The following is a 26,586-nucleotide window of genomic DNA, read 5'->3' as shown; positions in this document are numbered from 1 at the left end:
CCTTTCAGGTCGGCGCCGCGACCACGCGCCAGTCGCCGAAAGCCGCCGCGTCGTTGGGCCATTGATCGGCCCGCTCCGGGCACGACACGCCCTGCGACAGCAGCTGCACCGCCCGCAGCACGCCGGCATGCGTGACCCACAGCGCATCGGCGCCGGTCGCCAGCCAGTCGGCATGCGCCAAAGCCACGCGCTGCATGAAGGCGCGCACGCTCTCGCCGTCGCCTCCGGCTGGGGCGTCGGCGAAACGATTCGTCCAGGCCTCGAATTCCTCACGGGCCACGGCCGACCACAGGCGCCCTTCCCAGGCGCCGAAACTCATCTCGGCCAGCCGCGCATCGCGCCGCACCGACAGATCGGGTCGCAGCGCGACGATGGCGTCCGCCAGCATCGCGCAGCGCCGCAGCGGCGAACTCCACAGCGCGATGCCGGCCGGCAACACCGCCGCGATGCGCGCGGCAGCGGCCTGCGTGCCGTCCGCGTGCGCATCGAGGTCGGTCGCGCCGTAGCACAGGCCCGACGGCGCGATCACCGGCGCGTGGCGCTGCAGCCAGAGCTGGGCGGTCGCGGTGCTCATGCCTTCCACGCCAGCGCGAGGTAGATCGCCAGCTCGCACACCTGCTGCGTCGCGCCGAGCCCGTCGCCCGTGAAGCCCTGCAGCCGACGCACGAAGAGCCGCGCCATCCAGCCGCCCGCGAGCACCAGCGCCACGAGCGCCGCGCCCACGTGCACCGCGTCGTGCGCGCACAGCAGCAGCGCCACGGCGGGCGCGGCCCAGAGCACAGCGACGATCAGTGCGCCGCCGCTGATCGCATCGGCCAGCGGCTTGGCCTTGCTGCCGCTGCTGTCGCCCACGTAGGGCAGCCAGCGGATCAGGAACAGCGGCGCCAGCCGCGACAACACATGCGCGCCGACGATGGACACCGCCGCCACGTCCAGCCCACGCGCGGCCAGCGCGGCCAGCAGGCCGAACTTCAGGCCCAGCGCCAGCACCAGCGCGACCGCACCGAAGGCGCCGATGCGCGAGTCCTTCATGATCTCCAGCGCGCGCTCGCGGCTGGCCGAACCACCGAGGCCGTCGGCCACGTCGGCCAGGCCGTCTTCGTGGAAGGCGCCTGTGAGCATCACGGTGGCGACGGTGCTCAGCACGGCCGCGACAAGCGCCCCTGCCACGCCTGGCAGACCCGCCCCCACAGCCACGAACACCGCAGCCGCCACCCCACCCGCGATCCAGCCGATGGCCGGCAGGTGCGCCGCGGCGGCGCGCAGCATCTGCGGGCTGAAGCCGACCCAGTCGGCGAGTTTTCCCGTCACCGGCACGCGGGTGAAGAACTGGACCGCCAGCAGGAAATGGCGCACGCCGTTCATTGCTGGCGCGACACGCCCGCCGATTCGAAGCTCGCCATCTCGCGCAGGATGCGGCAGGCCGATTCGAGCAGCGGCCACGCCAGCGCACCGCCCGAGCCCTCGCCCAGTCGCAGGTCGAGGTTCAGCAAGGGCTCGAGCCCGAGGTGTTTCAGCAGCAGCGTGTGCCCGGGCTCCGCCGAGCTGTGCGCCGCCACGCAGCGCTGCGTCACCTGCGGGCGGATCGCTTGCGCGACCAGCACGGCGGCGCTGGCGATGAAGCCGTCGACCACGATCACGCGCCGTTCCTGCGCCGCCTGCAGCACCGCGCCGACCAGCGTTGCCACCTCGAAGCCGCCGAACGCGGCCAGCGCCTCGAGCGGCGCGGTTGCGCCCGCGTGCAGCGCGAGCACCTCGCGCAGCACCTCGCGCTTGCGTGCCAGGCCGTCGGCATCGAGCCCCGTGCCTGCGCCGGTGCACAGGCCGATGTCCAGCCCGGTCAGGCGCGACAGCAGCAGCGCGGCGGACGAGCTGTTGCCGATGCCCATTTCGCCCAGCAGCAGCGCGTTGCCCGGCAGCGCGCGCACCACCTCGCGGCCGTTGGCGATGGCCTGGGCGCACTGTTCGGGCGTCATGGCGGGGCCGGCCGAGGCGTCGGCCGTGCCGGCGCCGATGCGCCGCGACACCAGGCCGGGGCGCGGCTGGAAGTCGCGCCGCACGCCGCAATCGACCACGGTGAGCGCCAGGCCGTGCTGGCGCGCCAGCACGCTGACGGCCGCGCCGCCGGCCAGGAAGTTCTCGACCATCTGCCAGGTCACGTCGCTCGGGTAGGCCGACACGCCGCGCGCCGCCAGCCCGTGGTCGCCCGCGCACACCAGCATCTGCGGCGCGTCGAGCACCGGCTGCTCGGTGCCGAGGATGGTGCCGATGCGCAGCGCCAGCGCTTCGAGGCGGCCCAGCGCGCCGACGGGCTTGGTCTTGTTGTCGAGCGCGGCCTGCAGGCGCGTCACGAGCGCGGCGTCGGCAATGTCTGGAATGGCGGGGATCAAATCGGTGTCGGTCATGCGATCAGGCCGGCGAGCACGCCGGCGTCGAAGTGGGTGTCGATGAAGTCGGCCAGGCCGTCGAAGGTGGCGTCCAGCGTGGGCGCCGTGGTGCCGAACAGCGCCTGCAGCGCGGCCGGGTCTTCGAACAGGCCGTGCAAATAGAGGCCCAGCACGTTGCCGCGCGCGTTCTGCCAGGCCAGGCCCTCGGGCATCACGGCGCGGCCGTCGTGGGCCAGTTGCGGGTGGGCCGCGGTCTGGCCGTGGTGGATTTCGTAGCCGGCGATGCGCACGCCCGCCAGCGCGGCCCAGGGGCCGGCCACGAGGTCTGCCGAGAAGGTCGCCTCGCGGTGCCGCACCGTCTTCTCGCGCTCGAACACGGTCACCAGCGGCAGCAGCCCGAGCCCGGGCGCGTTGCCGTCGATGCCGTGCGGATCGACCAGCGCCTCGCCCAGCATCTGCAGCCCGCCGCACACGCCCAGCACCGCACCGCCGCGCCCCGCATGCTCGGCTACTGCGCAGTCCAGCCCCTGCGCGCGCAGCCAGGCGAGGTCGCCGCTCGTGTGCTTGGAGCCCGGCAGCACGATCCAGTCGGCGCCGGCCACGTCGGCCGGCGTGCGGGCCCAGACCAGGCGCACGCCGGGCACGTTCTTCAAGGCCTGGAACTCGTCGAGGTTGCTCAGGCGCGGGTACGCAACCACAGCCACGGTGCGCGTGACCACGCCGCTGGCGCGGCTGCGGTCGTCGAACACGCCGTCTTCCTCGGGCAGGCCGTGCTGCCACCACATGGGCAGCGTGGCCACGGTGGGCACGCCGGTCAGTTCTTGCAGCTGCTGTGGCGCGGGGGCCAGCAGCGACGCGTCGCCCCGGAACTTGTTGAGCACGAAGCCATGGATGAGCGCCCGGTCGGCCTCGGGCAGCAGCGCCCAGGTGCCGTACAGGTGGGCGAAGGCGCCGCCGCGGTCGATATCGGTCGCCAGCAGGCAGCGCGCCTGGGCGTGGCGGGCGACGCGCAGGTTGACGATGTCGCTGGCCATGAGGTTGATCTCGGCCGGCGAACCGGCGCCCTCGATGACGACCACGTCGTTCTCGGCGCGCAGTTCGTCGAAGGCCTGCGCGATCTGCGGCCAGACGCGCTCGCTGCGCCCGCGCCACGGCAGGGTCGACAGCGCCTCGCTCACCTGCCCCATCAGCACCACCTGGCTGTGGGTGTCGCGCTCGGGCTTGAGCAGCAGCGGGTTCATGCGCACGTCGGGCACGGCGTTGGCGGCCAGGGCCTGGAAGTACTGGGCACTGCCGATCTCGCCGCCCTCGACCACGCGGGCGTTGTTGCTCATGTTCTGCGCCTTGAAAGGCGCCACCCGCAGCCCCTGGCGGGCATACCACCGGCACAGCGCGGTGGCCAGCCAGCTCTTGCCGGCGCCGCTGGTGGTGCCCAGGACCATGACGCAGCGCGCCGGCCCGCTTGTCGCTCTAGAACTCATCCGGGGATTGTCGTTGAGCGCTGAACCGAATCCGGAAAGCCGAATCGGACGTACCAAGGGGTACGGCCCGCTGCGGGCCGCATCCGCCAAGCCATGTCCGCCCTCAACGATCTGGCGCTGACGGTCGAGGAACGCGAGCCGGGCCGGTTCTACTGGCTCCTGCTCGAAGCCGTCCACGACACCGGCAGCACCTCCGACACGCTCGGCTACCGGCCGCTGCGGGTGGCTGCGCGCCCGCAGGCCACCTATTCGAGTGCGCTCGCGCTGGGTGCGGTGGCGCTGAAACAGGCCGCCGCCACGGCGACGCATCCGGGCCCGGGCGATCGCGCCTGAGCCCGGATCGACCCGATCAGCGGGTCGCCACCTTCTCCGTGGCCGGCACTTCCCAGCCGCCGCCGATGGCGCGGATCAGCCCCACCGTCGCCTGGTACTGGGCCGACTTCACCTGCAGCGCCTGGCGCCGGTTGCGCAGCTCGCTGCGGCGCGCGTCGAGCAGGTCGAGCTGGCTCACGTAGCCGTTGCGGTAGCGCGTGTCCGACAGGCTGGTGGCGCGTTGCGCCGAAGTCACGGCCTGCGCCTGTACCACGGACTGTTCCTGCAGGATGCGGATGGCGGCCAGCTGGTCTTCGACCTCCTGGAACGCCACCAGCACCTGCGAGCGGTAGCTGGCCAGTGCGCCGTCGAGCTGGGCGTTGGCGCCCTGCACGCCGGCCTCGCGGCGCCCGCCGTCGAAGATCGGCAGCGACAGCAGCGCGCCCACGCCCCACGAACGGGCCGACCACTTGAAGAGGTCGCCGATCTCGGGCGAGGCGTAGCCGGCCGCGCCGGTCAGCGAGATGTTTGGGAACCACGCGGTCTGCGCCACGCCCACACGGGCCTGCGCCGCCATGACGGCGCTCTGCGCGGCCGACACGTCGGGCCGGCGCGTGAGCACGGTGGACGGCACGCCCGGCGGGATCACCGGCAGCGCGGTGGCCCAGTCGTCGGGCCGCATGCCGAAGCTGGAGGCCGAATCGCCCACCAGCACGGCCAGCGCGTGTTCCACCTGCGCGCGCTGGCGGTCGAGCGCGAGCGCGTCCGACTCGGTGGACGACACCTCGGTCTGCACGCGCGCCACGTCGAGCTCGGCGATGTCGCCGGCCTGCTGGCGGCGCTGCGTGAGGCGCAGCGTGTCGCGGTAGGCAGCGACCGATTCACGCACCAGCACGCGCTCGGCGTCGAGCGCGCGCAGCTGCAGGTAGGTCTGCGCCACCTCGGCCTGCACCGCGAGCCGGGTGCTTTGCAGCAGCGCCTCGCGGCCGGCCGCGTCGAGCTTGGCCGCATCGGCCGCGCCCGAGAGGCGGCCGAACAGGTCGACCTCGTACGAGAACGTGGCGCCGATGTTGGTCATGGTGCCCGGCCGGGTGCTGGCCGTGGCCTTGTCCAGGCCCGCACCTCGGTTGGCGCCGGCGCCCAGGCCGATCTGCGGCAGGCGGTCGGCCTGGGCGCTGCGCGCCAGCGCGCGGGCTTCGGCCAGCCGCGCGGCGGCGGCCTGGATGTTGGTGTTGTCGACCTCGGCGCGCTGGATCAGCGTGTTGAGCACCGGATCGTTGAACGCCAGCCACCACTCGCCGCGCGGTTGCGCCTCGGCGGGCGTGGCCCGGGTGAAGCCGGCCGGGGCCGTGGCACCCGGCTGTTCCTTGAACTGCGCCGCGGTCGGCACCGAAGGCATGCCCGAAGGCACGCTGGCGCAACCGGCCAGCACCAGGGCCGCCACCAGCGGCAGCACGGCGGCGCGCAAGGGGCGCATCAGGGTTGGGATTGCGAATGTCATGGACAACCTTCTTTCTTCTTGTCGATCAGTCATGCGCGCCATGCGAGGGGCGCGGCGAGGCCGGCACCGGGTGCAGACCGCCACCGCCGCCACCGTGCGAAGGCGCCACCGGATGGTCGGCCGACACGAAGTCATCGCCGTGCGGCACTTCGCCATGCAGCTTGAGCGGCCGGTTGCCCGCCAGGCGGCGCATCAGCACGTAGAACACCGGCGTCAGGAACAGGCCGAAGGCCGTCACGCCGATCATCCCGGCGAACACCGCCACGCCCATCGCCTTGCGCATCTCCGAGCCCGCGCCGGTCGAGAGCACCAGGGGCAGCACACCCATGACGAAGGCCAGCGAGGTCATCAGGATCGGGCGCAGGCGCAGGCGGCTGGCTTCGATCGCGGCCTGGATCGGCGTGCGTCCGGCGAACTCCAGCTCCCGTGCGAACTCCACGATCAGGATCGCGTTCTTCGCACTCAGCCCCACCAACACGATCAACCCGATCTGCGTGAAGACGTTGTTGTCGCCTCCCGAGATCCACACGCCCGCCATCGCGGCCATGATGCCCATCGGCACGATCAGGATGATCGCGATCGGCAGCGTCAGGCTTTCGTACTGCGCAGCCAGCACCAGGAACACCAGCAGGATCGCCAGCGGGAACACCAGGAAGGCGGAGTTGCCGGCCAGGATTTCCTGGTACGTCAGCTCGGTCCACTCGAAGCTCACGCCCTTGGGCAGCGTCTCGGCCGCGATCTTCGTGATCACGTCCTGCGCCTGGCCCGACGAATAGCCGGGGGCCGGGCCGCCGTTGATGTCAGCGGCCAGGTAGCCGTTGTAGCGCATGGCGCGTTCCGGGCCGAAGGTCGAGTTGACCTTCATCAGCGCGGCCAGCGGCACCATCTCGCCCGAGGTCGAGCGCACCTTCAGCATGCCGACGTCTTCGGCACGGGCGCGGTACGGCGCATCGGCCTGGACGCGCACGGAGTACGTGCGGCCGAACTTGTTGAAGTCGTTGGCGTACAGGCTACCGAGGTAGATCTGCATCGTGTCGAAGATGTCCGTCACCGGCACGCCGAGCTGGCGCGCCTTGGTGCGGTCGATGTCGGCATACAGCTGCGGCACGTTGACCTGCCAGCTCGTGAACATGCCCGTCAGCTCGGGCGCTGCATACGCCTTGGCCATGAAGGCCTTCACCGCGACGTCCATCTGGTCGTAGCCGACCGAGGCGCGGTCTTCGATCTGCAGCTTGAAGCCGCCGGTCGTGCCCAGGCCTGCCACCGGCGGCGGCGGGAACATCACGATGAACGCGTCCTGGATGCTCGAGAACGCGCCGTTGAGCTGGCCCGCCACCGCACCGCCGCTCTGGTCGGCGCGCTTGCGCTGGTCGAAGGGCTTGAGCGTGGCGAACACGATGCCCGAGTTGGAGCTGTTGGTGAAGCCGTTGATCGACAGGCCCGGGAAGGCAATGGCGTCTTCCACGTTCGGGTTCTTCTTCATGATCTCGCCCATGCGGGTGATCACCTCTTCCGTGCGGTCGAGCGTGGCACCGTCGGGCAGCTGGGCAAAACCGATGAGGTACTGCTTGTCCTGCGCCGGCACGAAGCCGCTGGGCACGGCCTTGAAGAGGCCGAAGGTCACGCCGACCAGCGCGAGGTAGATCACCAGCATCAGCGTCTTGCGCGAGATCACGCGCTTGACGCCGCCGCTGTAGGCCTCGGAGCCGCGATGGAAGAACTTGTTGAAGCCGCGGAACAGCCAGCCGAAGGCCTTGTCCATGCCGCGCGTCAGGGCGTCCTTCGGCTGGTCGTGGCCGCGCAGCAGCAGTGCTGCCAGGGCCGGCGACAGCGTCAGCGAGTTGATGGCCGAGATCACCGTCGAGATCGCGATGGTCACCGCGAACTGCTTGTAGAACTGGCCCGTGAGACCGCTGATGAAGGCCAGCGGCACGAACACGGCCACGAGCACCAGAGCGATGGCGATGATGGGGCCCGACACTTCGCGCATGGCGCGGTACGTGGCCTCACGCGGCGTGAGCCCCGCCTCGATGTTGCGCTCGACGTTCTCCACCACCACGATGGCGTCGTCCACCACGATGCCGATCGCCAGCACCAGCCCGAAAAGGCTCAGCGCGTTGATCGAGAAACCGAGGATGTGCAGCACCGCGAAGGTACCGATCACCGACACCGGCACGGCCAGCAGCGGAATGATCGACGCGCGCCACGTTTGCAGGAACAGGATCACCACCAGCACCACCAGCGCGATGGCTTCGAGCAGCGTGTGGATCACCGACTCGATCGACGCACGCACGAACTGCGTCGGGTCGTAGGCGATGCGGTATTCCAGGCCTTCCGGCATGTTCTTGTTCAGCTCTTCCATCGTCTTGCGAACGTTGGACGAGATGTCGAGCGCATTGGAGCCCGGTGCCTGGAACACGCCCATGCCGACGGCCGGGTCGTTGTTCAGCAGCGAACGCAGCGAGTAGTCGGCGGCGCCCATTTCGAGGCGGCCGATGTCGCGCAGACGCGTGACGGCGCCGTCGGTGCCGCTCTTGACGATGATGTCGCCGAACTCTTCTTCGCTCTGCAGGCGCCCTTGCGCATTGATCGACAGCTGCATGTCCACGCCCGACAGGCCCGGCGATGCGCCGACCACACCGGCCGCGGCCTGCACGTTCTGGCCACGGATCGCAGCCACCACGTCGGAAGCCGACAGGCCGCGCTGCGCGACCTTCTGCGGGTCGAGCCAGACGCGCATCGAGTAGTCGCCGCCGCCGAAGATCTGGACCTGGCCCACGCCTTCGATGCGCGCGAGCGGGTCCTTCACGTTCAGCACCGCGTAGTTGCGCAGGTAGTTGATGTCGTAGCGGTTGTTCGGCGAGACGAGGTGGACCACCATCGTCAGGTCGGGTGCGCTCTTGACGGTCGTGATACCGAGGCGCCGCACTTCTTCGGGCAGGCGCGGCTCGGCTTGCGAGACGCGGTTCTGCACGAGCTGCTGGGCCTTGTCGGGATCGGTGCCGAGGCGGAAGGTGACCGTGAGCGTCATCACGCCGTCGGTCGTCGCCTGGCTGCCCATGTAGAGCATGCCTTCGACGCCGTTGATCTGCTCTTCGAGCGGCGTGGCCACCGTTTCAGCGATCACCTTGGGGTTGGCGCCCGGGTAGGTTGCGCGCACCACCACCGAAGGCGGCGCGACTTCGGGGTACTCCGAAATCGGCAGCCCGCGCAGCGCAATCAGGCCGGCGATCAGCATCAGTAGCGACAGCACGCCGGCAAAGATCGGCCTGTCGATGAAGAATTTTGAGAGATTCATGTTGGTTCTCCGGCGGGCGCCAGGGCGCCCTCCTCCGAAATCAGGACTTCGCGGCCTCGGCCACGCGTTCCGGTTGTTGTTGCTTCGTATCGAGCTTGGCGTCCATGGTCACGGTCTGCGGCACCACCAGCGCACCCGGGCGGATGTGCTGCAGGCCGTTCACCACCACGCGGTCGCCGGCCTTCAGGCCCTTGCTCACCACGCGCAGGCCGTTGATGGGCGCGCCCAGCGTCACCTCGCGGTACATCGCCTTGTTGTCGTCGCCCACGACCATCACGAACTTCTTGTTCTGGTCGGTGCCGATGGCACGCTCGCTCACCAGCAGCGCGGTGTCGTTGCGGGCCTGGCCCATGCGGATGCGGGCGAACTGGCCGGGAATGAGCGCGCCGTCCTTGTTGTCGAACGAAGCACGCACACGCACGGTGCCGCTGCGGGCGTCGACCTGGTTGTCGATCAGCTGCAGCTTGCCGGTGAAGGGCGTGCCCTCGAGGCCGGCGGTGCCCATCTGCACGGGGATCGTGTCGATCTGGCCGCGGGCGCCGGCGTTGGCCGGCAGGTCCTTCAACGCGCGGGTGATGACCTGCTCGTCAGCGTCGAAGCTCGCGTAGATCGGGCTCACCGACACCAGCGTGGTCAGCACGGGCGCGCCGGGGCCGGCGGCCACCAGGTTGCCCACGGTCACTTCGAGCTTGCCGATGCGGCCCGACACCGGTGCGCGCACCTGGGTGTAGCCCAGGCTCAGGCGTGCGGTCTGCAGCGAGGCTTGCGCGGCGCGCAGGTTGGCTTCGGCTTCGCGGCCGGCGTTCACGCGCTCGTCGAGTTCACGCTGCGCGATGGCCTGTTCGTCCCACAGGCGGCGGGCACGTTCCTGCTCGCTGCGGCTGAAGGCCTGGCGGGCCTGCGCCGACGCCACCTGCGCTTCGGCGCGCTCCACCTCGGCAGCGTACGGCGCCGGATCGATGGTGATGAGCAGGTCGCCCTGCTTCACCAGCGCGCCTTCGCGGAAGTGCACCGCCTGCACGGCGCCTGCCACGCGGGAGCGCACGTCGACGCGTTGCACGGCTTCGAGCCGGCCCGAGAACTCGTCCCAGGCGTTGATCTCGCTCGACGCCACGGTGGCGACCGACACCGGCGTGCCCTGTTGCGCGGCGACCGGGGCGGTGGCCTCGGCCTTGAAGCTGTACATGCCCACCACCGCGGCGGCCACGGCCAGCACCGCGGTGAGGCCGGTCACGGCGGGCCACAGCCCCTTACGGGTGATGGAAGACAGCGATTGTTCGTTCTTGTTCGACATGATGGTTCGTCCTTCTCGATGACTTTTTCGGGATGCAACAGGCCATCCCGGCGCCGGCGGCGTCAGGAGGCGGAATTCAGAGAACAGAAAGCCCTGCCACCCGCCTCGGTGGAGGCGGCGGCTTGGTTCAAGGGGCGGAGCGGACCCTCGCGGGCCTAGCTGGGCTCAGGGACCGCCGGGGGCGGTGTGGTGGCGCTGAAGAACTCGCGGAAGTGCTGCTGCACGCTGGCTTCGCAGGATGCGCATCCCACGGCCTCGGTGTCGTACAGCGCCTTGGGCCAGTTGTCGGCGCCGGTCAGCACGCTGCTCGTGACCTCGATGCCGGCCGAGCGCAGGCGGCCCGCGAAGGTCATGGCCTCGTCGCGCATCGCGTCGTCGGGCCCCACCAGCACCAGCGCCGGTGCCAGGGCGGCCAGCCGCAGCGATCCGCTGGGCACCGCGTACGGGTGCGTGGCGTTCGAGGGACAGCTCAGGTACTTGGCCCAGCCCGTGGCCCAGCGGCATTCGGCCGCGTCGTTCGTAGCATTGCGCAGCGAGGCGGTGCCGGCGCACGGGTCGAGCATCGGCGACAGCAGGATCTGCCCCGCCAGCGGCGGATGGGCGCGGTCGCGCGCCACCAGGGCCACGCTGGCCGCCAGGTTGCCGCCAGCCTCTTCGCCGCCCAGGTACACCTGCGCGCCCTTGCCGCCGAGCTTCACGCGCTGCTTGTAGAGCCATTCGAGCGCCGCATAACCCACCTCGACCGGCTCCGGGAACGGGGCCGCCGGGGCCAGCGGGTAGTCGAGCGACACCACCACCGCGCCCGCGCCGGCCAGCAGCCGGGCCACGTTGCGGCCGTTGTCGAGGTTGCCGCAGATGAAGGTGCCGCCATGGAAATGCAGCACCAGCGGCACGGTCTCGCCCCGCGGACGCTGACCGTAGACACGGGCAGCCACGGGCTCGCGGCCGGGCAGCTCGATCGACAGATCGGACTCCACGCCTTGCGCCGCGGCAAGCGCAGCAGCTTCAGCGGACCGGGACGATGGACGGGGTGACATGGGCGACCTCAGGGGGATGGGCGATGGTTGAAATATAAGGCGCTACAAGCGCGTTGAAACAGGAAACACAGCCCTACTCTGTTTCCAAACGGAGAACAATCGGGCATACCGTAGGGGCGCATTCCTTGTGTGAGAATCCGCCTCCTTCCGGCATACGCCGGTCTCCCTGAACAGGCATTCGATGGATCAAATCCAGGCAATGCGGATCTTTGTCCGCGTGGTCGAAGCCGGCACCTTCACCCGTGCCGCCGACTCTCTGGCCCTGCCCAAGGGCACCGTCACCAAGCAGATCCAGGCGCTGGAATCGCGCCTGCGCGTGAAGCTGCTCAACCGCACGACCCGGCGCGTCACCGTCACGCCCGACGGCGCCGCCTACTTCGAGCGCGCCGCGCGGCTGCTGAACGACTTCGACGACATGGAAGCCAGCATGACGAATGCGCAGGCCAACCCCACGGGGCGGCTGCGCATCGACGTGGGCACCTCGGTGGCGCAGCAGATCATCCTGCCCAACCTGGCCAGCTTCTGCGACCGCTACCCCGACATCCAGGTCGACCTGGGCGTGAGCGACCGCACCGTCGACCTGATCAGCGACAACGTCGACTGCGTGATCCGCGCCGGCGAGCTCAGCGACCAGTCGCTGGTGGCGCGCCGCATCGGCACCCTGCACTTCGTCACCGTGGCCTCGCCGGCCTACATCAAGCGCTATGGTGCACCGCAGCATCCGAACGACATCGAGAAGCGCCACCACGTCGTGAGCTACTTCTCGGGCACCACCCGGCGCGTGTACCCGCACGAGTTCAAGAAGGGCGACGAGTACATCGAGCTCAACGGCCCCTACCGCGTGTCGGTCAACGAAAGCAACGCGCACATGACGGCTGTGCTCGCGGGCTTCGGTTTGTCGCAGTGCATCACCTTCACCGCCGAGCCGCTGCTGGAAAGCGGCGAACTCGTCGAGGTGCTGGCCGACTGGCAGCGCGACCCGCTGCCGATCCACGTGGTGTACCCGCCGAACCGGCACCTGAGCGCGAAGGTGCGGGCGTTCGTGGACTGGGCGGCGGATCTGTTTGCGAAGAATCCGCGGTTGCAGCGGCGCTGAGGGGCGCCTTTCCCGGCCTCCTCTCAGGGCTGGATCAGCGCTGCCAGCGCACGTGCCGGCAGCGATTCTTCCCGGGATAGATGCTCGACCAGGCTGCGCCGGTCGGCCTCGGTGCGCTGCTGCGAGAGAAAGCGCTTGCCGCTCAGCGCGAGGATGTCGACCTCGAACCCGACCAGCCGCTGCAACGCGTCGTCGACGAACCCGGGCGATGCATCGGCGAGCGACCAAGGCTCGTCGCGCCCCGCTTCCTGCGACCGCGTCAGCGCTTCGAGGTGCGAGCGCAGCCAGGCGGCGTCTTCGATGAACCGCAAGCGGCCCGTCGCCTGCACCGCGATGTAGTTCCAGCTCGGCGCCAATCGCCCGCTGCGCTGGCCGTTGACGTACCAGCGCGGGGAGATGAACGCGTTCGGGCTCTGGAAGACGACGGTGACGTCACAACCATGTCGCGCTTCGCTGCTCCACAGCGCATGGCTGCGGGCCACATGACCTGCCAACACACCGTGGGCCCCGCGATCGATCACCTCCAGCGGCAGCAGGTTGGCATCGACCGCCCCGCCCGCAACCGTGAAGAGCGTGGCCAGCGGGTAGGCGCGCATGAGCCGGTGAAGCTCGTCGCGCGCCTCGATGGCGAAGAGGGGCTGGATGTGCACGGGGGAGGCCTTTCGGGGGATCGATGCGCGTCGAGTATTGCGCCGCGTCAGGCTTTCCTCCGTCGCCTGGGCGATTCGTGTTGCCGGCGAGGTGGTCTCAAGGCTTCACGAAGAAGGTCGACGGCCGCCCGCCAACAGTTGCAGCACGGAACGGATGATCGGCCGCTCTACTTGCTCACCGGGCTCGACCGGGCCGTGTCCGGGAACGAGACCGTCGTACCGCTCTCGTCTTCGATCCATCCACGCCACGTGCCGCGGCCCCACGATGTCTTGACTTCATACTGGATCACGTAGGCCTTCCCAGCGTGCGCGACGAACTTCATGGGGATGGTGCTCGCCTGGAATTGCGGGTGCGTCCTGAGCCCGACCACCACGGCGTGCTCGCCGGGCACTATTTCCCAGCGGTCCACGGGCAGAAGCACATGGGGCACTCTTTCTCCATCGATCGAGTGAAAGTAGGACGCTCCGCGCGGCCCAGACTTGACGACGGCAAGGCTGGAAAGCGGAGCCGTCTCGGTGCCAGGCGCGCGGTACGGCGCTGCGGCGCAGCCAGCGAGCATCACTGCGGCGGCCGATGCGAAAGCCGCAAGGGCTTTGAAATTTCCATGCATGCTGATCTCGCTGTCTTGCATCACTGTGGGCTTGGGGTCCATAGGCGGATCGGTGATCAAGCTCTGTCAAAAGCTCGCGTTGAGATTGAACCCGAGCGTGACCTTCGCCGTGCGATAGCCCTCGGGCTTGGCAACAGGAGCGCCAACGAAGAAGTCGTAGCTCAACTTGCTCCATTGGCCACGAACGCCGATGACAGCCCCCGCCAGATGACGGCCCAGCAGATCGGCCGTGGAGCGACCGCCGACATGGCCGTAGTCCAGGCCTGTATAGAGCTCCGCCCCACTCTGCCCCATAGCCCAGCCGACGTCGTTGCGGATCAAGACGCCGCGCTCGCCCATCAGGCTGGTTTCGCCGTCGAAGCCACGCACGGTGTAGCGCCCGCCGATGGCGAAGCGATCTTGCGGCGTCAGCGGCGTGCGGTTCCACTGCGCGCGGACCAGGCCCGAGTAGCGCAGCTTCTGTTCGCCGAGCTTGAACGGTGCGTTGAGGCTGATCTCGGCCGTGTAGAGCTTCAGTCGCGAAGTGCCTTCCCCGAACTCTTCTTCAGGCACCGCACGCGAACCAAAGCCTCCCGTGCCGCGCTTGTAGGCCAGCGTGCCTTCGAGGGTGGCCTCGCCAATGAACTCCTTGTGGTTCAGGCTCAACTCCCAACCGCCCACCACGCGATGCTGCACGTCGACCTCGGTGTCATCGACGAAATTGCGCGACTCACGCCGCCAGCCCTTGATCGCCATCGTCGTCTTGCGGCTCTGGTCACGGTAGAGCAAGCGCGAGAGTTTGACCTCGGCGTTGTTGGACTTGCCCGCGTAGATGTAGTCCTGGCTCAGGCCGGCGATGCTCTGGTGGTACTGGCTGTTGGAGGCCGTGAAGCCCAGCAGCCAGTGGCCGTACGGCAACGAGTAATGCAGCGTCTGGCCTTCGGTGCCGTAGCTGGGCTCGGACAGGAAATGGCTGTTGATGCTGTGGTTGGCGCTGACGTAGAACAGGTCATTCAGGCCCAGAGGGCTGTCCACCGACACCGTGACACCGGCCTGGTTGCGCCCCGTGGCCTTGGTGCCGCTGTCGTCCAGGCTCAGCGCGACGCGCCATTTCTTGGACTGCGCGTACTTGACGACGAGATCGCTGTCGCCGGGCTTTGCATTGGGCGCGGTGGAGGGCTCAATCTGGATGTCGGCTTCTGCGGTCGGAGCGCGCTTGAGGTTTTCGAGGCCCTGCTCGATGTCGCGCAGGTTCAGCAGATCGCCGGGGCGTGCTGGGATGGCTGAGGTCAGTAGCGCTGAACTTCCGAGCAACGCGGGCGACGAGTCCGGCGTCAATCGAATGGCGGCGATGCGGCCGGGCACGAGCGACAAGGTCAAAGTGCCCGTCGAGAGATCCTGCGGTGCGGCCAGCACCCGGGTGGTCACGTAACCGCGCGCGATGACTGCCTGCTGGGCGCGTGCGAGGACGGCGTTGACACCGGCGGTACCAAGGCAGCGGCCGATGGGGGAATCGTTGTGCTCGGGGCCAGACAGGTCGGCTACGGCCCATTGGAAGGACTCGGACTGCTCGCCGATCAGCAGTACGCGGTCGATGCGAAAGCACGGGGACTCGGATTCGGGGATGCGCTGGGTTGGTGCCGGAGGTGCGGCTTGCGGGCGCTGGTCGACGGTGCGTTCGTTCTGCTCGCGCAAAGCACGCTCGCGTTCTTGCTGCCGCTGCTGCTCCACAAAGGGCTGCGGGGTCGTCGGCGTCTGCTGGGCTAGCGCCAACAAAGGACTGCTCAGCAGTACACCGGCCAGCATGGCACGCGAGTTCGTTTTCAATTTTTCTCCCTTAACTGATTCTTGATTTTTTAGAAAGCACCGAGAACGCAAAATAATCAAAAATTATTTCAATTCGACTTGAAAGGCTAGATTTCAAATCAAATTGAGAACTTCGAGGTCATGCATAAACAAATCAAGCTCCTCATCCGCCATTTTTTTAATCAACTCTTCCACGTCATTTTTTTCTTTCCACTCTTCAATTTTCGCCCTGCAATACACCTCGATATCTTTATTCCACCCACCCGAAAGAATTAACTCTACCACCAGAAACATCAACTCCTCAGCGGGATCCCCAAAGGTCCCATCAAAGTGATAATCCAATTGCGCCAATACTTGGGCGTGAGATGGATTTTCTCCGCCCACCTGATCTCGAGAAAAGCTGTAGTACGCCTCCAAGGCTTGGTTTTTCAGAAGCTGATAGGTGTATCTGTCGTTTTTTTTCATGACTTACCCTCTAATTCACGGGGACAAATTTTCCTGAATTATCATAGACATTGATTTTTATGTTTGGATAGTTCGTTTGAAACTTTTTAATCACTTCAGAGCAACTAAGGCATGGCGGACGTTCAGTAAAAAGATTTATCACCCCCTTGGCTGACGTATTTTCACCCAATTGAAGTGCGACATTGTTTAGTATCTTTGCTTCAGAGTCTACTGCGCGATTTAGTAAAAATGGACGCGAACTATTTGTAGGAACAACTGAGCTAGCAAACGTTTCGGAAACTTCCCCAACGAAGCCCGCCGCCTTTTGGGTGGAAGTTGGGCTTTTGAGGCCACTAAAGGCGGCCATTTGCGACTGAACACCTGGAAGGTCGATCGTAGCAACACCCATATTGCCACGACCTTGAAGATTGGTAGGGAGTAATGCCCGCGCACTCGCCGCCTGCTGGATTAATGTAATCGACTCATTTTCGGCTTGAATCGCAGCGTAAATAATTCGTGCTTCGCGAATGTATGCGCCAAGAGCACCGCCAATTACGTAACCTGTTGCTTGTGGCACGGCAAACTCTGCAAAACTATCAAGCAGAGTTTGGGAAGCCAGATTTGGGTCATTGCCGATTGCGAGATTTTGATCTCGCTCTGCTGTGATTGCTGCATTCGCAGCAGCACTCAAGCCAGCATCTGTCATAGAATTTGCGCCAGATGAATAACTAGCAATTGCCGCGTTCAGCCCTCGCCGCGCTGCATTACATACGTCGCCTTCTGTCTTACATGCATCCCGTAGAGCCAAGTCTCTTGCAATATCCAAGACTTCAATCCCATTCAATTGAGTCTGCTCAGCCTCAGTGAGAGGTTGACCACGCCGCTGCTTGTCTTTCAAGCGCTCGCGCAGAGTCGCTTCGGTATGGCTCAGGTAGTTGTTCGCGGCTGCGTTGGCTCCAGCTTGACTACCAAGATTGATTTGTGCGACATCACCCCCTGTCACGGCAACAGCAACGCCTGCAATTAGGGCGGCGAACTGCGTCGTATTGGCTTGTCTGCCATAGGCCTCCGCTGCCAGCTCGCCGATAGCCGCTCCCAAGGCTCCCGCACCGCATCCAGAGGCACTGTCCGCCCGCACAACGCCGACCATACAGCCGGCAATCGCGTGTGCTACCTTGTTGGTGAAGTCATTGAGAACCCGTTCGTTCTTGGTCAGGTCCCCAATTGCATATGCTGCTTGTGCAGCAACGGTGTCGAGAATGGCGTTCTTCAGGCTGTCCTTCAGGTTCTGCTCAAAACTACCCCCATTGATCGCCGTTCCAACAACGGCCCGCGCCGCACCTGCGGTCAGGTTTTGCCGTAGTTGATCCATAAACGGCTGTGCTCCACCACTGAGTGTGGGGGCACCCGTGGGATTGAGGTCCATCGCCCCGAGCACACCGCCCGTGACGATTGCCGTTAGAAGATTCTTCACATTGGCGCTGCTGCCCAGATCGCGCAGTGCAGCAGCGAGATCGCCCTGGTTGTTGATGACAGCTACAGCAGCCTGGCTGGCCAACGCTGTGATGCCAGCTGTGACAGCGCCACTCACCACGGAGGAAATGGTTGCTCCCCCGGCCGCTATGAATCCCCCTTCACCCAGGGCGGCAACACCACCAGTCGCCGCTGAACCCGCAGCTTCGCCAGCAACAGCACCAATCTCCGAAGCTGCGCCTGCGGTGAAGTACGCAACCACAATCGTCACGATGGCTGCCCCCTCCGGCGTCAGCCCTTGCTGGTCATAGTTCCAGTTCTTGTGGGCCTCTTCGACCCGTTGCCACTCAATCTTGTCCTTGAGCTTGGGATCGTTCGTCAGTTGGTCCACCCAACCCATTCCCGGCTGCTTAGCCAACTGCTCAACACTGTCTCTGGCTCCCAGGCCCGCTTGAATGTGGTTCGCGGTGACCACCAGCTTGCCTGTATTGAACTGGTTGTAGTTGGTGGTTTGGTCGCTTTGTCCCTTGTCCTTGTTCTTTTGATATGCCAAGTCGCGACCTTGACTGGTGGTTTGCTCGCTGTGCTCGGTGGTCTGGGTTCCCAGAATGAGCTGATCGGCTTTCAGCGCCAGCGTGCCGGGCGTGTTCACTGTCGCACCAGCCATTGCCAGCGTATCCACGGCCTCGATGGACACGTTCGCCCCGTTGAGGGTCGTGCGCGTCAGATTGCTGTCTTCGACTTTCGTCTCGGTCGTCTTGCGGGCGTTGATGCCTGTGCTTGGATCGTGCCAAAGAATCTGGCCAGGCTCGATGCCCTTGGTGCGAGAACTGTTCGATCCCGTGACCGAACTGCTATTGGTCGCAGCCTGAATTACGACATTGCCACCCTTGATATTGATGTCCTTGGCTGCGTCGACTTGCACCCCTTGGAGGAAGACATTTCCGCCCTGAAGCAATACGCCTCCCTGGCTGCTGGTGATCGTGCTTGCCGACGCCATGTCTGTCTCGATGCCAGCGGTTTTGGTGCTGGCTTTGCCATAAGGTAGCGACGGAATGGTCGGCGTGCCCATGAGCAAGCCTGTCAAGCCGCCGATGCCCTTCTTATTGCTCTGCAAGTCGGCACTGACGCTCCCGGTGTTGCGTCCCTCGACGATGGCGAGGTTTCGGCCGGCACTGATCGCTACACCTTGTGTGCCACTGATGTGCGAGCCTTCGATGCTGATATCTCTCCCAGCATCCATGGACACGACACCACCCGAAAAACGGCTGCCTACGCTGGTGCTGAAGCTGTATTCGCCAGTAAGCGTGTTGTCGGTTCGACTGAAGGTTCCCTTTTCTTTCCACTTCTGGGTAAAGCCGCCGGACACATCGGACTGCCCCGATGCGATGTTGATGTCGCGATCGGCGTGCATGCTCAACAAACCGCCGCCTGCATCCACCGTGGCCTGCCGGGCATTGATGTCCTGCTTGGCATTGAACAGCGTGGTTCCGTTCGTGGTGACTGTCGTACCAAGTTCCTGCGTCGTCGTGGTGTGGCCGTTCACCTTATCGCCCAAAGCCACGACGGTCGACGACGTGGTGACCGTGCCAAGATTGATGTCGTTCTTTGCCTTGAAAGACGTCAAGCCGCCAGCGCCTTGATTGGAAACGATGGCGCCGATCAGATTGATGTCTCGTCCCGCGCTGGCCACGAGTGTGCCGCCCGGGTTGGTCACGTACAGGCCCGCGACGCGATCGATGCCTGTGTTCCCCAAGGCCGTGCCCGTGGTCGTGCGCACATTGATGTCTCGCCCAGCATCCAGTGTGAGCTGGTCCCGGGCGTCGATCGTGCCGCCGATGTTGTTGATGTCGAGTTGCGCCTTCAGACCCACCTGCCCGCCGCTGATGCGACCGCCCAGGTTGTCAATGGTGTTCGCATTGATACTGACCAACTGGCGCCCGGCGATAGTGCCCGTATTGACCAGATTGTTGTCCTTGCCATCGATCTTGATCTGGTTGCCTGCCAGCAGCGCGCCTGATCCGTCAATGTCGCCGGGTCGCACGCGCACGTAGACCTGCGGCACCAGAACGCGCTGTGTCGTGCCATCGGGCAACGTCACCGTCTGCTCAACCAGCCAGACGATGTCACTGGTGAGCTGCGCCATCTGGGCTGGAGTCAACGCAATGCCTGGGCGCAGCCCGTACTGCTTCGCGAAGGTCACTCCCGCATTCATCAACGCCGTGTACTGGTCGTCGTCGTTGCTGAAGCCGTCCAGGTAGCGGTAGCCCGTCAATTGCGCGACCTGTTCCCGGATGAGCTTTTGCTCATAGAACCCGTCGCCCAGGCGCTTGAGAATGTTGTTCGGATCGAGCCCGAGGTTGTTCAGCAGATAGTCGCTGCTGAGCCAGTTGCGGTAGTTCGCGAACCGCGGATCGGTCTCGATGAGGTAGCTGCCCGGTCCCGAGTGAACGTTGAAGAGGCTGGCGTTGGGAACACGCACGTTGGGCGTGCTGGTGCGAACGACCATCGGGATGGTCTGGGTAGCGCCGCCCTGAGCTGACGAGGCCGCTCCATTTTCCGATCCATTGGCGCTCACGGTCGCCGGACCTCCCCCCAACGGCGCGCCGATCTGGGCACCAGTGCCGCCAGCGGTTCCGGCCAGATTGCCCGCGCTCTGGCCGTCGGTCTTGACCACAGCACCTACATTGGCGGGCACCTCGACGATAACGGTTTGCGCCTGTCCGCCACCCACACTACCGGCATTGCCCGCGCCGCCTGTCGAACCGCCGACAGGCGCCACGCCTGCGTCGTAGCCAGCGGTCCCATTGGTGTTCTGCTGGTATTTGTAGCTGCCAAGTGAGAACGTCTGAGGCGGTGCAATGAGCGGCACGTTCACGGCCTGGACTTGGCCCTTGTTATTGACCACGGAAGCGAAGCCCGTCATCGTTCGAGTGCCTTGCAGCTCGGAAGACTCATAGCTCGTGGCGGTGATCGTCCCTCCAGCCAGTACCTGGCTGTTTTCGTTGTACAGCCGCCCCTGGACATTCATGTTTCCGCCAGCTACCAGACGAGCGGGGTCGGCATTGATAGCCGTGTCTTCGGTGGTGGTGACAAAGTTGGTCCAGATGCCATAGCCACCAATGCCCACCAGTTCTCCGGTGTCCTTTCGATAGACGAACCCGTTAGCAGGATCGACATTGACTTCGTCCAGGGAAAACATCGTGGTCATGCCAACGCCGCTACCGACAGGCGTCACCGGCGCGATGCCGACCAGCACGCTCGGAGTCACTGTCGGTGCGCCCTTCTGGATGTGAGCATCCCGGTTGTTGACCTGCCCCATCGAGATGGACATGTTGCCCAGTGACTCGATGTCCGCACTCAGGTTGTTGAGTTCTGCCCCCTGTCCCGCTGCATAGCGATTCGCGTCCAGCGAGCCACCGATGTGCATATCACCGGCGCTGAAGATCAGCGCGTGCTCTCGGTTGTTGATCGTGCTGGCGCCGATGTCCAAGTCGGCCCGCGCCGCGATGGTCGCGGCCTTGGTCACACCATTGGCCGTCTCTGCATCGTTGTTGAGCGTGCCCACCGCAATGGAAACGGCGTCGCCGTAGACTCGCCCGGTGCCGATATTGTTGAGCGTGCTCGCATTGATCTGCGTCGCCCCCCTGCTGTCAATCAGGCCACGGTTGGTCAGTGTCCCGGCCGCATTGACGATGGTGTCGGTCCCCGACATCTCCGCGTTGGCGGTGTTCTCGACGTTGTTGCCGCCCACCGTCAGGGTTTGGCCCGCCAGCAGCTTGCCGTTGTTGGTGAAGTTGCCGGTCGTGGTGTAGCTGAGGTTGCCGTTGGCGGCCACCTCACCGTTGTTGACGATGTCCTGGCGCAGCGCAATGCTCAGGTCCTGGCCCGACACCGCCTTGCCATCCCCACTGAAGATCGCCGCATCGATCTTCAAGCTCTTGTCAGCCACCAGCGTGCCGTTGGTGTTGACGAGGTTCAGGCTCTTGGCCCCGGGGTTCGCGCGATTCGGGTCGAGGATGCTCAGCGCGTTGCCCGCGGAGATCAGACCGCCGGTGTTATCGACCGTGCCGCCGCTGGTGATGGTGGCATCGACGTCGGCACGAATGGCTCCGTTCGTATTGCTCAGGTTGCCGGCGTCAATGACGACGTTCTTGCCTTCGATCCCCTGGTCCGTTCCCTGTGTGCCGTCGTTTCCGATGTTGACGGCGCGAATCGTGGTCGTCGCTCCGGAGCGGATCAAGCCCTGGGTATTTCCGAGGCCGATGGCGCCGATCTCGAGGTCGCCCATTGCGAGCGTTTTGCCACCGCTGTTGTCGTAACTCCCGAGAGCCGTGTTGATCGCGACTGTGGATTGCCCAAGAACCATGCCACCGCTTGAGTTCAGGAAATCACCTGTCTTGGCAGTCAGCGCATTCTTCGCGCCGATGAAGCCGGCTGTGTTGTCGACGCCACCGCTCTTGATGTCGAGCGTATCCGCACTCGTGATGCCGCCCTGCTTGTTGTCGTAGCCGGCGGCGTTGGTGTTGCGCAGCGTCTGGCCGTTCGTGTCGATGACCATCGCACCACCGGACTGGATCAAGCCGGCATCGTTTGTGAGCGGGCCCGAACCGATGGTGACCGTGGTGGTTGCGGCCAATGTTCCGAGCGCGTTGTTCAGCGTGCTCTTTTGCGTATCGATGGTCAAACTCGCGCCGAAGACCTTGCCGCCGACGTTGCTCAGGCCTGCGTTCGTCAACGTGGCATTCGCACCCGCTTGCAGCGTGCCCTTGTCGTTGATGGTTGCGCCCGTGGTGGTTATGGCCAGATCGCCTTCCACCGCCGCCACGGTGCCACGGGTGTTGTCCAAAGTGCCGGCCGCGACCGTAGTGCTTCCATTCGCGGCCAGCGTGCCGCCGATGTTGGTGGCGGCGCCGCCGACGGCAGCATGAAGATCGCCGACGGCTGTCGCTCTGCCGCTGTCATTGTTCAGGCCGCCAGCAGTGATCGTCATATCGCTGCCCGCACCGATCACGCCCTTGTTGCCGTTGTCGAGCAAGCCACTCGTCGTCAAGCTGAGGCTCGAATCTTCCGCCGCGCGGATCGTTCCGCCTTGGTTCGTGAGGCTGCCCGCGGAAATGGTGGTGTTGCCATTGCTGGCGAGAACACCGCCATTGCTGTTGTCGACCGCCCCCTTCACCGTGATGCGGGTGGCTTCAGTGCCGGTCTGGACGATCTGGCCACCTCTGTTGCTCAAGGAGCCCGCATCGATGGTGATCTGCTTCGCGCTGGTGACGCCGCCATCCTGATTGAACGCGCTCGAAAGAGCGACCGCCAGTGCGCCATTGGTCGTGATCTGGCCGTTGGCGCCGTCGAAGCGACCACCGCCGATGGTCAGCGTACCGGGGCCCGCATGTTCGATCTTCCCTCCGGCGTTTCCGATCTTCGCGGCTTGCAGCGTCAGGTCTTGCCCGTTGCTGGCAATGCGTCCGCCGTCGTTGTTCAGCGTTCCGCTCATCGCGATGGTGGTCGGGCCTGTGCCGACCTGCACGATCTCACCGCCCTGCGTGTTCGTGAGATTCGAGAGCTTCAAGTCCAATTGGTTCGCGTTGATCTTGCCGGCCTCGTTGACCAAGGTCTGCGCGACGTTGCTGTTGGCGGCAATGGCGAGCGTTCCGGGTGTGACGACGGTGGCCTTGCTGGTGGTCACGTTGCCCTGCGTGGCCGTGATCGCGATATTGGCCGCACTGGTTTGGCTAGCCGACACGTCAACGCTCGCGCCCTGCAGCGCGGCGTCACCGGCCGCCAAGTTGGTGCCATTCGCAACCAGTGCGCCCGAGGTCGTGACCCTCAACTCGCCCACATCGCCGAGCTTGCCGTCGTTCTGAATGCCGGCACCGAGCACGCCGGTGCTGCCACTTCGCAAGCTTCCTGCCGTGATCGTGGCGTCCTGCCCCGCCGTGATGCTGCCGTCGCTTGCCAACTGGCCGCTCACGGCGATCGTGGTGTCGTGGCTGCCGCGCAAACTGCCACTCGCACCATTTGTCAGGCTGCCAGCGTGGATGTCCAGATCAGTAGCAGCGCCGATGTTGCCTTGAGCATTCGTCAGGGCCCCGCTCACATTCAGTGAGGCCGCAGCTTCAGTGGATTGGATCGAGCCCTTGTCATTGTTCAAAGCGGCGGCATTGAGCAAGACCGCCTGTTTTGCAACCAGCGTACCGCCAGTGTTGTCGGCCATCCCTTGGACGTTGACCGTCAACTGCTGGAGTCCGGAGACGGCGCCACCGTTGTTGTTCAGGCTTCCAGCGTTCAGGGTGGTATCGCCGTTCGCAGCAATCGTGCCACTCTGATTGCTGGTGGCGCCGCTCGTGGTGCTCGATACATCGCCTGCTGCGGTGATGCGGCCGCCATCGTTGTCGAGGCTGCCGGCATTCAGGGTCGTGGTGCCACCCGCGCTCATCTCGCCCTGGCGGTTGTCCACCAGGCCTGCCACCGTGACCGTCAGGTCCGATGTCTGGGCTGCGCGCAAGGTGCCGCCCTTGTTGTTCAGGCTGGCAGCGGTGAAGGCCAAACTGCCGTTGCTTGCCAGCGTGCCGCCGCTGTTATCGATGGCTCCGGAGGTCACGATGTGGGTGGCGCCAGTGCCAGTCTGCACGATCTCACCGCCCTGGGTGTTCGCGATGTTCGAGACCTTCAGGTCCAACTGGTTTGCGTTGAGCTTGCCGCCTTCGTTGACCAGGGTCTGGCCAGGCTGCTCATTGGCCGTCACGCTCAGGGTGCCCGGTGTGACGACGGTGGCCTTGCTCGTGGTCACATTGCCCTGCGTCGCGGTGATGGCGATGTTGGCCGCGCTGGTCTGACTGGCCGACACATCGACGCTCGCACCTTGCAGCATGGCATCGCCCGCCGCGAGGTTGGTCCCAGTTGCGACCAGCGCCCCGGAAGTCGTGACATGCAGGTCGCCCACACCGCCGAGCTTGCCGTCGCTCTGGACGCCTGCTCCGAGGACACCTGTCGTTCCACCTTGCACACTGCCTGCCGCGACCGTCGTATGGCGACCTGCCGTGATGCTGCCGTCGTTCGCCAGCTGGCCGTCAACCACGACGCTGGCATCGTTCTCGCCCCGCAGGCTGCCGCTGTTGGCGATCGACCCCGCCTTGACATTCAGATCGGTCGCCGCGCCAAGCGAGCCACCGCTGCCATTGACCAGCGCATTGACCACGTTGACCTGCACACCGGCCTGCGCCGACTGGATGCTGCCCTTGGTGTTGTCGAGGCTGCCAGCACCCAGCACCACCGCCTGATTGGCAATCAGGGTGCCGGCGTTGTTGTTCATGGCCCCCACCACGTGCGCCGTCAAACTGCCGGTGGCCGAGATCGTGCCTCGCGTGTTGTCCGCCTTGCCGCCGACCGTGAGGCTGGCATCGCTGCCGCTGGCGAGCGAGCCATCGACGTTGATCAGATCGCCGCTCGTGACGATGTTCAGAGAACCTGCATTGAGCTTGCCGCCGGTGTTGTCGAACTGGCCGACGTTGGCGCTGAAGCCGTTGCTGACGTTGAGCGTGCCGCCGTGGTTGTCGAAGGTCGGCTGGTTGACGGTCATGCTGGCGAGGCTCAGGGTCCCGCCGTTGTTGTTGATGTTCGCGCTCTGCAGCGTGATCGGGCCGCCTGCGTAGATCTTTCCGCCATCGTTCAGGATGGCGCCCGCCGCCTGGATGACACCGGGCGAAAGAGGCACATAGGGCGCCGGTGTGATTGTTTCGCCTGCGCCGGAGCCTGTGCCTGATCCGGAATTGCCGCCTTCCGCAGGCGCACCAGGGTTGGCGCCACCGCCGGCGCCGGAACCCGTGCCGCCACCGGGTTGCGACGGCGTTTCCGAAACGGGCTCCAACCCGATCACGCCACCGCCTGTGTTGCTCAATGCCGGCGCGGAGATCGACAGCGGCGCACTGCTGGTCTGGCGGATCGTGCCGCCATTGCGGTTGTCGATGTTGCCTGCGGCACTGCTCAACTCGACGCGCGCCCCCTCCAACGTACCGCCCTTGCCGTCGATCGAATTGGCCAGCGTGTCTTGCGCGGCAATCTTCAGATTGCCGCCGCTGCTGATGCGGCCACTGTTGGCCAGGCTCGATACGGCCAGGTTCGCGTCGGCTGTGGCCTGCAGGGTTCCGATGTTCTCGAGGCGGCCGGCGGTCGTCACGACGAGCTGGCCGGCACCGCCCAGTACAGGCGTTCCCGGAGCGGCCTGGATGGTTCCTGCGTTGCGCACGCCCAGGCCCGCTTCAGTGCCGATCAATGTGATCTTGCCGGCGTACATGCCGCCCAGCGCCGCCACGTCGAGTGCAAAGGTGGGCGCGGCGCCGGTGCCGGCGGTGGGCGCAACCTGGCTGTGATCGGCCGAGACCTGGTTGGCCCCGGTCACCACTTTCAACTCGCTGGCCCAGATGCCCGCATTGGCTTGTACGGCGCGGGCCAGGATGGCTGCGTAGTCGGTCTTGCTGGCGTCCAGGCCTGCACCGTCGATGGTGACCGTGCCGCCGCGCACAAGAAAACTGTCGAGCCCGCCCATCGCGTTGAACTGGGGCGTGCCGGTGGTGAGCGTGGCGCGGCTCGCGTTGATGAAGCCGCCGCCGTCGACGCTGATGCCGGCCGGGTTGGCGATGATCACTTCGGCCCTCGCCCCACCGACTTCGATGTAGCCGCGCAACTGGCTCGGGTTGCCGCCGTTGACCTCGTTCAGGATGATCCGCGCGGGCCCCGTCGCGAGGAACGGATTGCCCTGGACGATGCCGCCGAGTTGCGTCTGCACGTTGGTGCGGCTGTTGTTCAGGATCGCCCCGTTGGGGCCGACGTTGAACTGGTTGTAGATGTTGCGCGAAACGCCCGCGGTCGACGGCGTCTGGATGTTGATCAACGGCACGCCGTTGGGAGCCACCAGCACGGTCGGCCGCTGGGCCCCGGGAACGTTGAACGCCCCCGTCATCTGCGCACTCGCCGGCCCCGCACCCAGCAAGCCCGCGAGCGCTGCACCGACCACCATGGGACTCAACGCTGCCGCGCCGGCCGCCGCCACTGTCGTGGCCCTGGAGGTGCCCTTGCCGGTACTGTTCGCGGTCTCCTGAACCACCATGCGCATGCCTCTGGCGGCGTTGAAGACGATGCGATGCAGATGACGGTTCATTTTTTTGGTGCTCCCCTGATAGTTGGTATCTCGCGACGCCGTCTGTGACAAGACGCA

General features: G+C 65.7%; 15 protein-coding genes. 2 read left to right on the top strand and 13 right to left on the bottom strand.

Annotated elements, in window-relative coordinates; all coding sequences use genetic code 11:
* Positions 1-4: 4 nt before the first annotated feature.
* From AC1RGU_RS08730 to AC1RGU_RS08715, 4 genes are read right to left on the bottom strand one after another with little or no spacing between them, the layout of a single operon-like run.
* Positions 5-574 carry a histidine phosphatase family protein gene (locus AC1RGU_RS08730; protein WP_492696009.1) on the bottom strand — a complete coding sequence of 190 codons (570 nt, stop codon included), beginning with the start codon at positions 572-574 and terminating at the stop codon, positions 5-7.
* Positions 571-1,365, bottom strand: coding sequence for an adenosylcobinamide-GDP ribazoletransferase (locus AC1RGU_RS08725; RefSeq protein ID WP_492696007.1), 795 nt, complete (start codon positions 1,363-1,365; stop codon positions 571-573). Before AC1RGU_RS08725 ends, AC1RGU_RS08730 begins: the two co-directional genes overlap by 4 nt.
* Positions 1,362-2,405 (bottom strand): nicotinate-nucleotide--dimethylbenzimidazole phosphoribosyltransferase, encoded by a 1,044-nt coding sequence (cobT, locus tag AC1RGU_RS08720; RefSeq protein WP_492696005.1) that lies wholly within the window; start codon positions 2,403-2,405, stop codon positions 1,362-1,364. The genes AC1RGU_RS08725 and cobT overlap by 4 nt, the downstream gene beginning before the upstream one ends.
* On the bottom strand, positions 2,402-3,868 hold the full coding sequence (locus AC1RGU_RS08715; protein ID WP_492696003.1) for a cobyric acid synthase: 1,467 nt from the start codon (positions 3,866-3,868) through the stop codon (positions 2,402-2,404). The genes cobT and AC1RGU_RS08715 overlap by 4 nt, the downstream gene beginning before the upstream one ends.
* 93 nt (positions 3,869-3,961) lie before the next feature.
* Between AC1RGU_RS08715 and AC1RGU_RS08710 the strand changes: the two genes are divergently transcribed.
* The gene (locus tag AC1RGU_RS08710; protein WP_492696001.1) at positions 3,962-4,201 is read left to right on the top strand and encodes a hypothetical protein; all 240 of its coding nucleotides are present in this window, start codon (positions 3,962-3,964) and stop codon (positions 4,199-4,201) included.
* Between the two features lie 16 nt (positions 4,202-4,217).
* Here the strand turns inward: AC1RGU_RS08710 and AC1RGU_RS08705 are convergent, their stop codons facing one another.
* From AC1RGU_RS08705 to AC1RGU_RS08690, 4 genes are all read right to left on the bottom strand, one after another.
* Positions 4,218-5,681: an efflux transporter outer membrane subunit gene (locus AC1RGU_RS08705; RefSeq protein WP_492695999.1), complete on the bottom strand. Its 1,464-nt coding sequence runs from the start codon at positions 5,679-5,681 to the stop codon at positions 4,218-4,220.
* A 25-nt stretch (positions 5,682-5,706) separates the two neighbouring features.
* Positions 5,707-8,979 (bottom strand): efflux RND transporter permease subunit, encoded by a 3,273-nt coding sequence (locus AC1RGU_RS08700; protein ID WP_070060506.1) that lies wholly within the window; start codon positions 8,977-8,979, stop codon positions 5,707-5,709.
* A gap of 40 nt (positions 8,980-9,019) precedes the next feature.
* Entirely contained in the window at positions 9,020-10,273 is a 1,254-nt protein-coding gene (locus AC1RGU_RS08695; RefSeq protein WP_062479898.1) for an efflux RND transporter periplasmic adaptor subunit, read from the bottom strand.
* Between the two features lie 155 nt (positions 10,274-10,428).
* Positions 10,429-11,310 carry an alpha/beta hydrolase fold domain-containing protein gene (locus AC1RGU_RS08690; protein ID WP_492695997.1) on the bottom strand — a complete coding sequence of 294 codons (882 nt, stop codon included), beginning with the start codon at positions 11,308-11,310 and terminating at the stop codon, positions 10,429-10,431.
* Between the two features lie 181 nt (positions 11,311-11,491).
* Here AC1RGU_RS08690 and AC1RGU_RS08685 point away from each other — a divergent pair, with 181 nt between their 5' ends.
* A complete protein-coding gene (locus tag AC1RGU_RS08685) occupies positions 11,492-12,406 on the top strand; it encodes a LysR family transcriptional regulator (protein ID WP_070060504.1) in 915 nt (304 codons plus the stop codon).
* Between the two features lie 23 nt (positions 12,407-12,429).
* Here AC1RGU_RS08685 and AC1RGU_RS08680 read toward each other — a convergent pair whose 3' ends face one another.
* From AC1RGU_RS08680 to AC1RGU_RS08660, 5 genes are all read right to left on the bottom strand, one after another.
* A complete protein-coding gene (locus AC1RGU_RS08680; protein ID WP_492695995.1) occupies positions 12,430-13,056 on the bottom strand; it encodes an FMN-binding negative transcriptional regulator in 627 nt (208 codons plus the stop codon).
* A 167-nt stretch (positions 13,057-13,223) separates the two neighbouring features.
* On the bottom strand, positions 13,224-13,709 hold the full coding sequence (locus AC1RGU_RS08675) for a hypothetical protein (protein ID WP_492695993.1): 486 nt from the start codon (positions 13,707-13,709) through the stop codon (positions 13,224-13,226).
* Positions 13,710-13,733: 24 nt separating this feature from the next.
* Entirely contained in the window at positions 13,734-15,452 is a 1,719-nt protein-coding gene (locus tag AC1RGU_RS08670) for a ShlB/FhaC/HecB family hemolysin secretion/activation protein (protein WP_492696453.1), read from the bottom strand.
* Positions 15,453-15,566: 114 nt separating this feature from the next.
* Complete coding sequence (locus AC1RGU_RS08665) at positions 15,567-15,917, bottom strand: hypothetical protein (protein WP_492695992.1); 351 nt, start codon at positions 15,915-15,917, stop codon at positions 15,567-15,569.
* 10 nt (positions 15,918-15,927) lie between these two features.
* On the bottom strand, positions 15,928-26,529 hold the full coding sequence (locus AC1RGU_RS08660) for a two-partner secretion domain-containing protein (RefSeq protein ID WP_492695990.1): 10,602 nt from the start codon (positions 26,527-26,529) through the stop codon (positions 15,928-15,930).
* Positions 26,530-26,586: the final 57 nt, after the last annotated feature.

The sequence above is a fragment of the Variovorax sp. GW823-FHT02B07 genome, from assembly GCF_058797695.1.
The sequence above is the reverse complement of the archived record's forward strand: the minus strand, read 5'-3'. Positions and strand labels throughout refer to the sequence as shown.